At 34.3% G+C, this 16260-nt stretch carries 6 protein-coding genes; 4 read left to right on the forward strand and 2 right to left on the reverse strand.

Annotated elements, in window-relative coordinates; all coding sequences use genetic code 11:
* Together ABJI11_RS16300 and gmd are read right to left on the reverse strand one after the other, a co-directional pair.
* The coding region (locus tag ABJI11_RS16300) for a GDP-L-fucose synthase (RefSeq protein ID WP_348354569.1) at positions 1-1026 on the reverse strand (1026 nt) is incomplete at its 3' end.
* A 40-nt stretch (positions 1027-1066) separates the two neighbouring features.
* Positions 1067-2179 carry a GDP-mannose 4,6-dehydratase gene (gmd, locus tag ABJI11_RS16305; protein ID WP_348354572.1) on the reverse strand — a complete coding sequence of 371 codons (1113 nt, stop codon included), beginning with the start codon at positions 2177-2179 and terminating at the stop codon, positions 1067-1069.
* An 861-nt stretch (positions 2180-3040) separates the two neighbouring features.
* Between gmd and ABJI11_RS16310 the strand changes: the two genes are divergently transcribed.
* The 4 genes from ABJI11_RS16310 to ABJI11_RS16325 all read left to right on the forward strand — a co-directional run bounded on the left by ABJI11_RS16310 (position 3041) and on the right by ABJI11_RS16325 (position 16184).
* Positions 3041-3295, forward strand: coding sequence for a hypothetical protein (locus tag ABJI11_RS16310; RefSeq protein WP_348354575.1), 255 nt, complete (start codon positions 3041-3043; stop codon positions 3293-3295).
* 432 nt (positions 3296-3727) lie between these two features.
* Positions 3728-7684, forward strand: a complete 3957-nt coding sequence (locus ABJI11_RS16315) for an amino acid adenylation domain-containing protein (protein WP_348354578.1) — start codon at positions 3728-3730, stop codon at positions 7682-7684.
* A gap of 433 nt (positions 7685-8117) precedes the next feature.
* Entirely contained in the window at positions 8118-15491 is a 7374-nt protein-coding gene (locus ABJI11_RS16320; RefSeq protein ID WP_348354580.1) for an amino acid adenylation domain-containing protein, read from the forward strand.
* Positions 15492-16184 carry a 4'-phosphopantetheinyl transferase superfamily protein gene (locus tag ABJI11_RS16325; RefSeq protein ID WP_348354583.1) on the forward strand — a complete coding sequence of 231 codons (693 nt, stop codon included), beginning with the start codon at positions 15492-15494 and terminating at the stop codon, positions 16182-16184. It begins immediately after the preceding gene.
* Positions 16185-16260 lie beyond the last annotated feature (76 nt).

The raw sequence follows: 16260 nt of genomic DNA on the forward strand, positions 1-16260 counted from the left end.
CCATCCAAGGTCATGTAATTTTGAGGGATCTGTTAGTTTTTTTAATGTTCCATCTGGTTTGTCCGAATTAAAATATAGTTCGCCTTTAAAACCTATTTTCTGCTGTATAAGTTCAGCTAAGTCTTTTATGCTGATATCTACACCGGTACCTATGTTAATATGTGTATTGCGAATTTCTTTATTTTCTTGAGCGTAACAGTCTTTAAAATCTCTTTGCTCCATCAAGAAAACGCAGGCATCTGCCATGTCTTCACTCCATAGAAATTCTCGCATTGGGTTACCTGTGCCCCAAATTTCTAAATGAATGTTGTCATCTTTCTTTTTAATACCGTATTTGTCTAAGATTGATAGAATATCATCTTTAGATGAACTTCCGTCAATTCCTTCAATAGGTAAGGCATTTAAGTCTGATGAGATAGAATTCCAGTCATTATTCTCCAGTGCCTTGCCTAGGTGCATTTTTCTAATTAATGCAGGTAATACATGAGATTTCTCTAAATCGAAATTATCATTAGGTCCGTATAAATTAGTGGGCATTACCGAAATAAAATTCGTGCCGTATTGCAAATTATAGCTCTCACACATTTTAATACCTGCAATTTTGGCAATGGCATAGGGCTCATTGGTATACTCTAGGGTGTCTGTCAGCAAATAATCTTCTTTCATAGGTTGTGGACAATTCTTAGGATAAATGCATGTGCTCCCTAGAAAGAGTAATTTTTGAACCCCATGTACATAACTCTGATGTATGACATTATTTTGAATCATTAGATTCTCATAAATGAAATCTGCCCTATAGGAGTTATTTGCGACTATACCACCAACTTTGGCAGCGGCAAGAATTACATAAGAGGGCTTTTCATTTTCAAAGAATTCAGCAACCTTGTCGGCATTTGTCAAGTCTAATTCCTTATGTGTTTTAAAAATTAGATTCGAATATCCTTTACTTTCAAGGTTTTTGACTATTGCACTACCTACAAGACCTCTATGACCTGCTATATAAATTTTAGCTTCTTTATTTAACATTGGATGTTATTTACCTACTATTAGTAAATTATATGATTATTTATTCAAAATAATTGAAGGTTACATAACCACCTTTTTTAAGGTATTGATCTTTTTGCATCAATTTTAAATCATGCGTCATCATATCTTTTACCAATCCTTGTAAATCATATTCAGGAATCCAGCCTAATTTGGTATTTGCCTTTGTTGCATCACCAATTAATAACTCAACCTCTGTTGGTCTAAAATATTTAGGGTCTACCGCAAGAACTTCTTTACCAATTTCAACTTGTATATCTGGATTAGAACATGCTTTTACATATCCTTTTTCATCTACACCTTCTCCTTTAAATTCTAATTCAATTCCCATTTCTGCAAAAGCCATTCTTACAAATTCACGAACAGGAGTAGTTTTTCCAGTAGCTATAACCCAATCTTCAGCTTCTTCAGCTTGAAGTATCATCCACATCATGCGAACATAATCTTTGGCATGACCCCAATCTCTTTGAGCATCTAAATTACCTAAGTAGATTTTATCTTGTAAGCCCAAACCAATTCTTGCGGCTGCTCTTGTAATTTTTCTAGTTACAAAAGTTTCTCCTCTAATTGGTGATTCATGGTTAAAAAGAATACCGTTACAAGCAAACATATTGTATGCTTCTCTATAATTTACGGTAATCCAAAATGCATACATTTTTGCAACTGCATATGGGCTACGTGGGTAGAACGGAGTAGTTTCAGATTGTGGAACTTCTTGTACTTTACCATACAATTCTGAAGTAGATGCTTGATAAATACGTGTCTTTTTCTCAAGACCTAATAAACGAACCGCATCTAAAATTCTAAGCGTACCTAAACCATCTGCATTACCTGTATATTCCGGAACCTCAAAAGAAACGTGTACATGGCTCATTGCCGCTAGATTATAAATCTCATCTGGTTGTATTTCTTGTATTAATCTTATAAGATTAGTACTGTCGGTCATATCACCATAATGTAGTACAAAATTTCTATGTTCTACATGTGGATCCTGGTAAAGATGGTCTATTCTGTCAGTGTTGAAAAGAGATGCTCTTCTTTTTAATCCATGAACTTCATATCCTTTTTTTAATAAAAATTCGCTTAAATAAGCGCCGTCTTGACCTGTGACTCCAGTGATTAATGCTACTTTCATACTATTGTAAAATGGATTTATAATGTTTTTAATGTTTAATTATTTATCTAAAGTCTCTATTTGAGATTTTTGATAACTGTAATATAAAATTTTAATTTGTTTAAATGTACTTAAAACACAAACCTTTCGAAAAGGTATGTGTTGCTTTTCCGTTAAAATACGTAGTAAAGGTAAAGATGATTGGGGGATTTTTATTTTTTTAAGTTATTATAACTAGTTTTTAAAAGTAAAAGTAAATTTTTCCACTACCTAGATTAAAATAATTTAAGTATTTAAAAGTCAGTATCGATAATAATTGAAAAAATCAATAGTACTCGTGCTAACTGTGGTTAATGGTTGTGAGGCAAATTTATAATTTTATTTGAGTACTATCGCTCTAAAAAAATAAACCTTAGACCAACTATTGATTTTTTCGATAAACTGTTTTATAAATGTGAATTTATTGTATGGAAACCGTTAAGGGTACAGTATATTTTTAATTATAACTCATATAATCAAATATTCTTGTAGTCGCTTTCTTATATGGGTTAAAAGTGATTATTGATTTCAATTGTTGGTAGAAATTTTAAATGTAGCGTGTGCCGTTAAATATCTTGTTTTCTATTTAGTGAGCTTAGATTGTTGAATAGTATAATCGTATTTTAAACAGTATTTAAGTTGATTTACGGAATTATCAAATTGCATTAAAAAATGTTAAAATTTAATAAATATCTTACAAAATAGGGTTTATGATTATTATTTGTGCTAAGTTTGATTTCATCATTGATTAGGGTTGCTTTCTTTTTTATAAAAATTAACGCTATTTTTTGATGTATAATTTTTACCGTATTTCCCCGTTATTTTATCAACTTAAACCACCATATGATGATATCTAACATTTTAAATGGGAAGCTAATGTCTTCTTATCAGAAGAAAAAGTTAGTTTCTCTTGAAAATTGCTACATGCATCTTAAACCGTATTTCAAGGTTAGAAAAAGTGCGAAAACTAATGAAGCCAAAAAAGTATTGGTTCGCAAAACAATCAAGAATGTAAAAGTTCAGGATACATTCAATACTATAGAGCAAAATCAAATATTGTACGCTAAATTGATGACAGAAAGATTGTTGAAAGTTTAGGTGTTTTAGAGTAGGTAGTATGTATTGATCTTACAAATAGAAAGGTCCTAAGTTTTTTTTAAAAGCTTAGGACCTTTCTTTATATCAGTTGTTATGATTAAGTCTGAATTTGGTCATTTGGTTTATATATTATACTAGTGATTTATGTTAATTTTGTCTACATTACTTAAAAATTTTTTCAAAATTTATTAGAGAGTACTTTAATTATGACCATTTTTAACAGACATCTTTTTTTGTTTACACATTAGCGAAACTTAATTCGTTTTGTGTGGATTATAAATATATTTACCCTTGTAATTAAAGAATTTCGTATTCTAATTACTGTTATAACCTTTTTGTTAAAGCTAGTTAATGTTCAAAATGTCGTTATAACTTTTAGATGTACGAGTCCCCCATGTTCTTTAATACACTAACCTATATTATTAAAGATTCTTGGAAGTACTTACTCATTTTAACCCTTTTGAGGGTCCAGAACTAAAGCATATTTTGCATACTACTGATGCACAAGAAGAGATTTGGTATTCTTGTTATTTTGGTGGTGAAGATGCGAATAAGGCATACAACCTATCATTAACAATTGATTTTCAAGGAAAACTTGATGTTGCTGCATTGCAATGGTCTGTTGACATGCTAATTAGTAGGCATGAATCCTTACGATCGGTCTTTAGTCCCGATGGAAAATTTATAAATGTATTTACATCTATTATTACCAATATAGATTTGCAAGACTTTTCACAAGTTCCTGAAAAAGATAAGCAAAATCAGATTGATAGGTATACAAAACAAGATACAGGCAGGGCGTTTGACTTAACAAAAGAGCAATTAATACGTTTTGCAATTCTTAAAATTGATGATTATAAATATCAGTTTATAATGACTACGCATCATATCGTTTGTGACGGTTGGTCTTTAGGCATTATCATGCAAGAATTAGGGGTTTTGTATTCTTCAAAAGTGAAGAACGTACCCCACAATCTTCAAGACGCTGTACCATATACCGAATATGTTACTCATCAAAATGAAATAAAATCAAGTACTGAATTTAATCAAACTGAAAAGTATTGGTTAAATCTTTATCAAAATGATATTCCGAACACTAATCTTCCTCTAGACTTTAAGCATTTAAACAAGAGAACATACAACGGTGCAAGAATCAATCAGTTGTTAGATAAAACTTTAGTAAAAGGTATTAAACAAACGGGTATAAAAGGTAATACTAGTTTGGTTCTTACATTAATGGCTGCTTTTGAGCTATTACTTTATAAAACTACTCAAAATGATAGTATTGTTCTAGGTTTACCGGTTGCAGGACAATCATCTATGGGGGCTAAACACTTAGTTGGTCATTGTGTGAAATTACTGCCAATGAAAAGTGATCTTGACGTCAATGATAGTTTTATAGATTATTTAAAGAAAAGAAAATCTGCCAATTTTGATGCTTTCGAGAATCAAGAATTATCTTTTGGTAGTTTATTAAAGAAACTTAATATTCCTAGAATACCTGGTAGAGTACCTTTGGTACCGGTTGTTTTTAATGTGGATATGGATCTGGATGATGGTGTTACTTTTGAAGGACTGTCTTACCAATATCATAGTAATGAACGTGAACACGAAACGTTTGAGCTATTTTTGAATGCAACAGGTTCAAATGATAATATAGTTCTAGAATGGTCTTATAACACAGATTTGTTTAAAGAAAGTACCATAAAAGAAATGGGAGCCTCTTTCAATACTATATTAAGTAAATTGATTGAAGGACCAGATGCAAAATTATCTGAAATTCTAAATATTACAGATGAGAACAGTATTGTAAATGGTGCTGTGTTAGACTATCCAAAAACAACACTTCATGAGTTGTTATATGAGCAGGCTACAAGTGCGCCAACCGCAATTGCTTTAGAGTTTAAACATGAGAAGTTAACTTATGCAGAGTTACAACGTAAAATAAATAGTAGTGCTGTTTACTTGTGGGAAAAGGGTATAAGACCAGGAGATACTGTTGCTATATCACTTGAAAGGTCACCAGATTTAATTGCAACGTTATTTGCAATATTGCAGTGCGGAGCTAGGTATGTGCCCATTGATACGGGCTATCCTGACAATCGTTCTTTATTGATGATTTCAGATGCCAAATCTACTTTCTTTATTTGTGATAAGTCTAAACAAGAACTTGCACATGGTGTTATGACTATTTTCATTGAAGATTTAAGGGTAAAAGCTAATGAAACCAGTAGTACTGTATTAGATGTTAGCGTTTCTTCTGATGCTGGTGCTTATATCATTTATACTTCTGGTTCTACAGGAAAGCCTAAGGGAGTTCAAGTTACACATAACAATGTAGTCAACTTACTGTATTCAATGGGTAAGGAACCCGGTATTAGGGCAAGTGACAAAATTTTTGCGACCACTACAATTTCTTTCGATGCCATGGTTATGGAGATTTTCTTGCCACTAGTTCATGGTGCAAGCGTTGTATTGGTAGATGAGGAAACCAGAAAAGACGGACATCTTTTATTACAAAAAGCGATAGAAGATGACATAACCGTAATTTGGGGAACGCCAACCATATGGCAAATTTTATTGGACTCTGGTTGGAAAAAACCTTTGCATATAAAGGCACTTATTGGTGGCGAGCCGGTGTCTAAATCTCTTTCCTTGAAATTACTGGAAAAATGTGATGAAGTTTGGAACATTTATGGACCAACTGAAACAACTGTATGTTGCATTCTTACAAAGATTTCAGAGCAAGATGATCCTATCACAATAGGGAAACCTGTAGCAAATACCGGTATTTATATATTAGATGCTTACGGTAAACCTGTGAGAAAAGGTGTTGTTGGTGAAATTGCAATTGGCGGTGACGGAGTAACCAATGGTTATTTAGGTCAAGATAATCTTACAAATGAGCGTTTTGTCAATAATAGCTTTCAGCCAAATGGTAATGCAAAAATGTATTTATCCGGAGATTTAGGTAAGCTCTTGCCAAACGGTCAGATTGAATGTTTAGGTCGTAAAGACGGGCAAGTGAAAGTTCGGGGGCATAGAATTGAACTAGGGGAGATAGAACATTGTTTAAGTAAATTAAAAGGGATACAATCTGCAGCCACAGATGTTAGAAACAATGCTTTGAAAGCATATGTGGTTTATGAGGGTGATGAATGGGAGAAAGATGTTACGCTTTGGAAAAAGCAATTAGCAGCTGAACTACCCGTTTTTATGCTGCCTCATGAGTACATAAGGTTAGAAGAGCTTCCGGTTACCATAAATGGGAAATTGGATAGAAAAAGTCTACCAAAAGACACAAGTACTATTACAAATAAAGTGGCGATTGTTCAACCGTTTACAAAAGCTGAAAAATTAGTTTCAGATGTTTGGAAAGAATGCTTGTTTTTAGATAGTGTTAATTTACATGATGACTTCTTTGAGTTAGGCGGGCATTCGCTGATTGCAGCTAAAGTAATGACAAGGTTGGAGGAAAAATCTGGTCAAAGATTACCATTGTCATCTCTATTTGAATATTCTACGGTTAAAAGTCTAGCAAGCTTATTAAAAATAGAAGAAAACACGGTTACCTGGGATTCTATGGTCCCAATTCAGCCCAATGGATTAAAAACACCAATGTTTATTGTTCATGGTGCAGGTTTAAATATACTTTCTTTTAAAACACTTAAAGATCATATGGATTCTGATCAGCCAATTTATGGTTTTCAGGCAAAAGGTTTAGATGGTAAAGAAGAATTATTACAGTCGGTCGAAGAAATTGCATCGCATTATAATGAAGCTCTTTTGGCAACACAACCAAAAGGACCATATAAGTTGGCAGGTTATTCTTCTGGAGGTATAATAGCCTATGAAATGGCAAAACAATTGATGGCAAAAGGAGAAACAATAGCTACTTTGGCTCTTTTAGATACCTATGCCTATGCTCATTACGGTAAGAGTACTAGTTTAGGTAAGAAGTTGGCGTACGGTAATTATTTAGCGAATAAGACCTTGCATGTTTTAAAGCAATTATCAAATAGAGAAGGGTTTAAATATAGAGTTGGAGTTACAAAAGCTAATTTGAAGAAACTCTTTTTAAGATTAAAGAAAGACAAAACTACATTGTCTAAAACTGATTATGATTGGGAGTATGAAAGCCGAATTATTGAACATAATAAGGTTGTTGATAGATATCATTTAAAGCCTTTATCTATAAAGGTCGACTTATTTAGAATTGAAGATGCAATTGATTATACGCACGATAGTGTACATCTTGGATGGAAAACTTTTGCTAAAGATGGTATTGAGCTACATTATGTACCAGGAGATCACCTAAGTATGTTTTATCCGCCTAATGACAAAGTCTTGTCTACAACGTTACAAAAAATTCTTGATCAAAACGGTTAAGGTTCTATGGTTATTTGTGGTGTTTATATTGAAGAATTGCATACAACCATTGACCGAAGAAATCTGTACATAATCTATAGAATTACATCATCATTTTTGAATCTTATTTAAGTTTCGAAGAACGTCATTTTTTCTCGATGAAATTTTCGAGAATCAAAAAATACGTAATGTCCAAATTAGTGTCTTAGTTTATTTTAAAACATTTAAAATCAGATATTTATGCTTCATTGTTTTTGAAGAAATGACTAATCCTCCATTTATTTGAAATTGAAATGTTTATGATATTCAGTAATTTTACTTTAAAGTTGATGTCCACTATTTGTTCAAGGATTTTTATTGAAATGTATTGGAAAAATACTGTCGGATTAAAATTTATTTTTAAAAATATGCAAGTATCGTCCCCAATAAGTCTATACCTAATTATTAATTTATAATGGAAGCCAATAAAGCAAATTCAATAAAAGATGCTACCGCAACATACAGGAAGAATATTTTATTAGATGATATAAAATTATTAGACCTGCCAAGTAGAAAGCTTACCGTAGAAGAAAATATTGGGCAAGGTTCTTTGTTGCGTACCTATTTTTCTGCTGCTGTAACAAGTAATGTAAAAGCATATCTAGCCACTAATAGCTTTGAGTCTTTTTTGGTTTCTGCATTAAGTGTTCTATTACAACGATACACCAACCAATTAGATATTTCGTTTGGCTTAACTATAGATGATAATACGTTATCGCTATTTAGAAATACAGTTGATCCTACCGTAGATTTTAATACGTTAAATAATCAAACAAAAAGCATACTTCAATTAAACAAAGCAAATCCATATCCGATGGATAAATTTGTTGAAGATTTTAACCTTGTAAATGAGAATGGTGAAAACGCACTTTTAGATTTTGTAGTTTCCATAAATTCTTCTAAAAATCAGGCGTCTATTTCAAATGAAGATAACGTTACTGATGGTATTGAATTTGTAGGATTGGTTGATTCTTTGTCAAATATAAAGGTGTTATTGGATCTTTCTAATGAGCATATAAAATTAGAAGTAGTTTTCAATGAAAATGTTTTCGATAAAGATGTAATGGAGCAATTCATGGTGCACTTAAAGACTTTAGTGCCGCGATTAATTGAACAACCATCTGTAGCTATAGGTAGTGTTAATGTTCTTTTAGATAAGGAACAATCTAGAATTTTAAACGATTTCAACTCACCGTATGTAGATTACCCTAGAGAAAAAACTATTGTTGATCTATTAAATGAACAAGCAGAAAAGACACCGAATAGAATTGCTGTAGTTTATGAAGATAGAAGTCTAACTTATAGAGAACTTCATAAACTATCTAACCAATTTGCAGATTATTTAATTAAGAAAAAAGGAGCTGTTAAAGGAAATTTGGCTTGCTTGATATTAGATCGTAGCGAATGGCTTATTATTAGTATGGTGGGTATTATGAAAGCTGGTGCCGTATATGTACCTGTTGATCCTAATTATCCTGATAAACGAAAAGAGTATATAAAAGAAGATAGTAATTGCGACTTTACGGTTGACGCAACTGCAATTGAAGAGTTTAATTCTACAATAGACGCTTATTCTAAAGAAGAAATTACAAGTGTCGACTTGAATCCTAATGATTTAATTTATATCATTTATACTTCTGGTACTACAGGTAAACCCAAAGGGGTAATGTTAGAGCATACAAACATTGTTAGTTTGTTCGTGCATGACAATCAGTTGTTTGATTTCAATGAAACTGATGTTTGGACGATGTTCCATTCATACTGTTTCGATTTCTCGGTTTGGGAAATGTATGGAGCGCTGCTGTTCGGTGGAAAATTAATTATTCCTTCTAGTTCGGTCATAAAGGATCCTTATGAATTTATGTCCTTGGTTATTAAAGAGAAAGTTACTGTTTTAAGTCAAACACCATCTTCTTTCTTGAACATTATGGGTAGCTTACCAGAAGGTAATGTCGATTTAAAATTAAGATATGTCATTTTTGGTGGCGAGTCTTTATTTCCTAAATATTTAAAGAAATGGCATGAACGGTTTCCGGCGATACAATTTGTAAATGGATATGGTATTACAGAGACTACCGTTTTTGTAACCTTTAAAATGATAGATGATGAGGATATAAGAACCAATGTTTCTAATATTGGTAATTGTATACCCACATTATCTGCTTTTGTTGTAAACGGTCAAGATCAATTGCAGCCTACAGGTGTAATTGGAGAATTATGTGTTTCTGGCTACGGTCTTGCACGTGGTTATTTAAACAGACCAGAACTTAGCAAACAAAAGTTTGCCGAAAATCCTTTTTTAGCGGACGAGAAAATGTATCGTTCGGGTGATTTAGTTCGGTTGTTACCAGATGGTAATTTTGAATTCGTTGGTAGAATAGATCACCAGGTGAAAATACGTGGTCACCGTGTAGAGCTAGGTGAAATTGAATCTACCTTAAATGAAATTTCGGGTGTAAAAAGAGCGGTTGTTTTAGCTAATACCAATAAAGATGGTGAAACTAGATTGGTTGCATACCTGCAGGCTAATGGTGTTAAACCATCAATTAGTGAATTAAAATCAGGACTAGAAGAAAAGCTACCAGTATTTATGGTGCCAGCTTTCTTCATGTGGGTAGATGAGTTTGCTACCAATGCCAACGATAAAATTGATAAAAGTAAATTACCTGAACCTTCTTATGAAAGATCCAGTTCGGATGTAATTTTTAGAAAACCACGTACCAAAGTAGAAAAGAATATTGCTGCTATTTGGGAAAAGGAATTAAGCATTTCGGGTATTGGTTTAGATGATAACTTTTTTGAAATGGGTGGTACGTCACTTATGGCGCAAAAAGTAGCCAATGCCATGATGAAGACCACGGGTATTCGTATACCTGTTACTAAATTATATCAATATACGACTATAGCATCTCTTTCATTATTTCTTGATGGAAACAAGAAGAATACTTCACCTGTATTTAAGTACAAGAAAAAAGATACAAATAAATCTAAGGATGTAGCTATTATTGCTATGTCCGGTAGATTTCCAGGAGCTAATAACATTGATGAGTTTTGGGATGTTTTAAAGAGTGGAAAAGAAACCATTTCCTTTTTTACTCCAGAAGAATTAGATCAAAGTATTCCTGAGGCTACGCGAAAAGATCCTTTATATGTTGCTGCAAGAGGTATTGTGTCTTCAGCAAAAACCTTTGACGCCCGTTTTTTCGGATTGACTCCTAAATTTGCCGAGGCAATGGATCCTCAGCAGCGTCTATTTTTAGAATTGGCTTGGGAGGTACTTGAAGAATCTGGTCACTTACTTGAGCATTACAATGGTAGAGTAGGTGTTTATGCCGGTACAGGTACTAACACCTATTATAAAAAGAATGTATTGCCTAATAGTGAAGTTGTAGAAACTATTGGTCAACTTCAATTAGACACGGCGAACGAAAAAGATTATATAGCATCAAGAACTGCATATCAGTTAGATTTAAAAGGTCCGGCGGTAAGTGTGCATTCTGCATGTTCTACATCGTTATTGGCAATTGCCGAGGCGGTAGAGGCTATACGTAACGGACAATGTGAAATTGCTATTGCTGGTGGATCTAGTATAACTGCACCAATGAATAGTGGTCACTTGTATCAAGAAGGGTCTATGCTAAGTACAGATGGTCATTGTAGACCTTTTGATGCTCAAGCAAAAGGTACCGTTTTTAGTGACGGGGCAGGGGCTATTATATTGAAAGATTTAGATGAAGCCAAAAAAGATGGCGATATCATTTACGGCGTTGTAAAAGGGGTAGGTATTAATAATGACGGCGGTCACAAAGGTAGCTTTACGGCACCTAGTGCAGAAGGTCAGGCGAATGCTATTGCAGCGGCTATTGACGATGCCAATATTTCACCAGATACCATTAGTTATATAGAAACACATGGCACGGCTACTCCATTAGGTGATCCTATAGAGATAGACGGATTAAACCTTGCCTTTGGAGAACAAGAGAAGCGAAATTTCTGCGGAATTGGTTCTGTGAAAAGTAATATGGGGCATCTGACCGCGGCTGCAGGTGTAACCGGATTGATAAAAACCATTTTAGCATTTAACCATAAAGTTATACCACCTTCTTTAGGTTTCGATAAACCTAATCCTGAAATAGACTTTGAAAACAGTCCGTTTTATGTCAATAATACATTGGCTGATTGGGATGTAGAGGGAGTTAGAAGAGCAGGTGTAAGTTCGTTCGGTGTAGGTGGAACAAACGTGCATGTGGTGGTAGAGGAGTATGAAATGGAGCAAAAGACTCCGAAATTTCAACGTCCATTGCAGCTCTTACCAATTTCAGCAAAAACAGAGACCAGTTTAGCCGGATTCGAAACTGCACTTAAAAAACATATGGATACTAAGCCAGAATTAAACTTGGCAGATGTTGCATATACTTTAAGTACCACGAAAGCTAGTTTCAATAATCGCAGATTTATTTTAGCCGATGATACAAAAGTAGCTACTGATGTTTTATTGGATAAGGATATAAAGGCAACACAATCTTCAGTTGTGAAAATTGTGCCGAGTGAAATCGTATTTCTACTTCCAGGTCAAGGTTCTCAATATTTAAACATGGGTAAAGACCTATATGATGGGGAAAGCGCTTTTCGGGAAGCTGTAGATATATGTGCCCATTTATTGTTAGATACTATAAAGGTAGATATACGAGAAATTATTTTTCAGGATGCAAGTTCTGAGGATGCAGAAAATAAGTTAAAAGATACCCGTTATACACAACCTGCATTATTTACTATAGAATATGCACTATCACAACTATGGATGAGCTGGGGAATACACCCAACAGTGTTATGCGGACATAGTCTTGGTGAATTTGTAGGTGCTCATTTAGCTGGGGTTTTCAGTTTAGATGATGCCTTGAAATTGGTTTCAATGCGAGGTATTTTGGTAAGCGGTCTTCCAAAAGGCAGTATGCTTACGGTAAGAATAGATCAAGAATCGCTAGAGCAGATACTTCCAGAAACACTATCAGTTGCAGCGGTAAATTCTGCAAAGCTTTGTGTAGTATCTGGTGAAGATGATGAGATTACGAAATTTAGTGAACTTCTAAAAGCACAGGGTTTACCATACCGCTTAATAGCAACCAGTCATGCTTTTCATTCTTCTATGATGAACCCAATTTTAGAGGAATTTGGTGAGCTGGTAAAGAATATCAATTTAAATATTCCGCAAATACCAATAGTATCTACCGTTACAGGTAGTTGGCTTACTAATGAAGAAGCCGTAAATCCTGTTTACTGGACAAACCATTTGCGAGATACCGTACTATTTTCAGATGCTATGGATACCATAGTGAAGTTAGAAGATGTGGTATTGTTAGAAGTGGGTCCAGGTAATACGCTTACAACTTTAAGTCGCCAGAATAAAGGCGCAAAACATATAAAATCTTTAGCTTCTTTACCTGTCCTTAAAAAAGATGAAAATGCTTATCAAGGGGTATTAACAGCTTTAGGTCAATTATGGCTAACTGGTCTTACCATAGATTGGAATGCCTTATACAACAACCAAGAAAGGCAAAAACTTAGATTACCAACCTATGTTTTTGACCGTAAACCATGCTGGATCGACCCTTTGGTTTCTATTCCAAAAGAAAGAACCCATTTAAATGCCGATCAGCCCATAACTAGAATAATAGAAAAACCAAAAAGTGCCGCACCAATGAGAAACGTGTCTATTTTAAATAAGATTTCTGAACTAATTTCAAATTCATACGGAATTGATCTTGAAGTTACCGACAAAGACAGTAGCTTTTTAGAATTAGGATTAGATTCTTTAATTCTAACACAAATGGCGATTACGTGTAAAAAGGAATTTAAAATTCCTATTACATTTAGACAACTAAATGAAGATATTAATACTCCAGAGCTTCTGGCAAATTACTTAGATAAGAATTTACCGGCAGATGTAATGGCGCCACAGCCTGTTGCAGAAGCAGCTCCACAGCCAGTTGCCGCTGTTAATTATGTGCAACAAGCTGTTCCTGGTACTCCAAATACTTCGGCTACCAATCAAACGGCTATAGGCTTAATAGGTGAGCAGCTTAACTTATTGAGTAGACAACTTCAGTTGTTACAAGGTAATACTGCAGCTGCACAACCAGTTACTGTAGCAAAGCCCGTGCCAGCAAAAGTGGTGAACGGGTCAGCTAGTTTAGATGCTCGTTCAGAACAAGAAAAACTTGAGCATAAAAAACCATTTGGAGCTTCTCCTAGAATTGAAAAAAAATCAACAGAATTAGATCAAGTACAAACGCAATATTTAAAAGAACTTACTGAAAAATATAATTCCAAGACTATTGGTAGTAAAAATTACGCTCAAGACAATAGAGCTAAAATGGCTGATCCAAGAGTAGTGTCAGGATTTAAGCCATTGACCAAAGAGTTAGTTTATCCTGTTGTTATTGGTAAATCTTCGGGTAATCGCTTGTGGGATGTGGATGGTAATGAATATATAGACGCGTTGAACGGATTTGGTTCTTGCTTCTTTGGTTATCAGCCAGATTTCATAAAAAAGGCAATGCACGAACAAATTGACCTTGGGTATGAAGTAGGTCCTCAACATCCTTTAGCAGGTGAGGTATGTGAACTTTTATGTGAATTTACGGGTCATGATAGAGCCGCATTATGTAATACTGGTTCAGAAGCAGTACTTGGTGCTATGCGTATTGCGCGTACCGTTACAGGACGTTCTCTTATTGTAGCTTTTACCGGTGCTTACCATGGTATTAATGATGAAGGTATTGTTAGAGGTTCTCAGAAAAAGAAAACTTTTCCGGCAGCAGCTGGTATTTTGCCAGAAGCAGTTCAGAATATGCTGATTCTTGATTATGGTACCGAAGAAAGTTTACAAATCATAAAAGATAGAGCCCATGAAATTGCTGGGGTCCTTATTGAACCTATTCAAAGCCGTAGACCAGAATTTCAGCCTATAGAATTTATTAAGAATGTAAGAGAGGTGACTACTGATGAAGAAATTCCTTTTATTTTCGATGAGGTGATTACTGGCTTTAGAATGCACCCTGGTGGAGCTCAGGCATTGTTTGATGTAAAAGCAGATTTAGCTACCTATGGTAAAGTTATGGGCGGTGGGGTATCCATTGGTGCCATAGTAGGTAAAAAAGAGTATATGGATGCGCTTGATGGCGGATTTTGGCAATATGGAGATGACTCGTATCCTGAGGTTGGTGTTACTTACTTTGCGGGTACTTTTGTACGTCATCCATTAGCATTAGCTTCTTCAAAAGCATCCTTACTTCATATGAAAGAGCAAGGTCCAAGTTTACAGGCAAATGTATCTGCTATGACAGAACGTATGGCTAAAAGCTTGAATGCTACTTTTTCAAAAGACGGGCTCCCAATTGAAATTACTTATTTTGGTTCTTTATGGAGGTTGAAATTCAAAAAAGACATTCCGTATTCAGAATTGCTGTTTGTTAGCATGCGTGAAAAAGGTATCCATATTTGGGATGGTTTCCCATGTTTCTTGACCACTGCATATACTAGCGATGATGTAGATTTCTTAATGAAAACTTTATTGGCTTCAATAAATGAATTAGTGGCTGTAGGTATACTTTCTAAAGAAGGTGTAAACGGTAATCATGTTGCTAGTCCGCAATCGTCTTTTGAAAAACTGAATACGCCACCTGTTCCTGGGGCGCGTTTAGGTAGAGATGAGAAAGGACAGCCAGCTTGGTATGTAGCAGATGCTAGTCAAGAAAGTGGTTATTTGAAGATTGATATATCAATTTAAATGACACATGTATTGTTTACTTATTTAACAGATGAAGGCAACGATGCTTTTTTTGCCGAGGCAAAGCATCGTTTCTCAACGGAGTTTGTAAACAAATTTTCTAAATATAAACGTTGGCAAGATGCAAAATCTACTATACTTGGTAGGTTGCTATTAGCTTACGGATTACAGAATTTATATTATCTAGATATAGATGACCTTAAGATGAATTTCTCTAAGGGTAAAAAACCTTTTATAGAAAATTCAGCTATTCAATTCAATATTTCACACTCCAATGATGTAATTGTTTGCGCAATTACATCAGATGGTGAGATAGGCGTCGATGTTGAGAAAATCAGTAATATCAATATTCAAGATTTTAAAGATCAATTCTCACGAGTAGAGTTTGACGCAATACTTGGTTCGTCAAATACATTAGAACAATTTTACGGGTATTGGACCCAAAAGGAAGCCATAGTTAAGTCTAATGGTTCTGGTTTACATATTTCTTTAGACTCTTTTGAAGTAATCAATAATTCTACAATGGTTGCTGATCAGCAATATCATCTAAAGGAGATAAATATAGATGCTATGTACAAATGTCATATAGCAACAGAGCAATTAATTTTAGATCATGATATTACATTAACTTCTTTAGATACTGAGAAAATTGCCAATTTTATGTCGGTAAACAGTTTTAAATCTTTTCTGTAATGGCGGTAAGCATAGCAGTCGGTCTTTAAATTGTTCTCTTTTTCGTTTAACGGGGATACTACTTAGGTTAGAATTA

This window comes from Maribacter sp. (genome assembly GCF_039968975.1).
GTDB lineage: Bacteria > Bacteroidota > Bacteroidia > Flavobacteriales > Flavobacteriaceae > Maribacter.

Coding starts and splice junctions, on each gene's coding strand:
- gmd (WP_348354572.1), bottom strand. CDS start 2,179: ATGAAAGTAGCATTAATCACTGGAGTCACAGGTCAAGACGGCGCTTAT.
- ABJI11_RS16310 (WP_348354575.1), top strand. CDS start 3,041: ATGATGATATCTAACATTTTAAATGGGAAGCTAATGTCTTCTTATCAG.
- ABJI11_RS16320 (WP_348354580.1), top strand. CDS start 8,118: ATGGAAGCCAATAAAGCAAATTCAATAAAAGATGCTACCGCAACATAC.
- ABJI11_RS16325 (WP_348354583.1), top strand. CDS start 15,492: ATGACACATGTATTGTTTACTTATTTAACAGATGAAGGCAACGATGCT.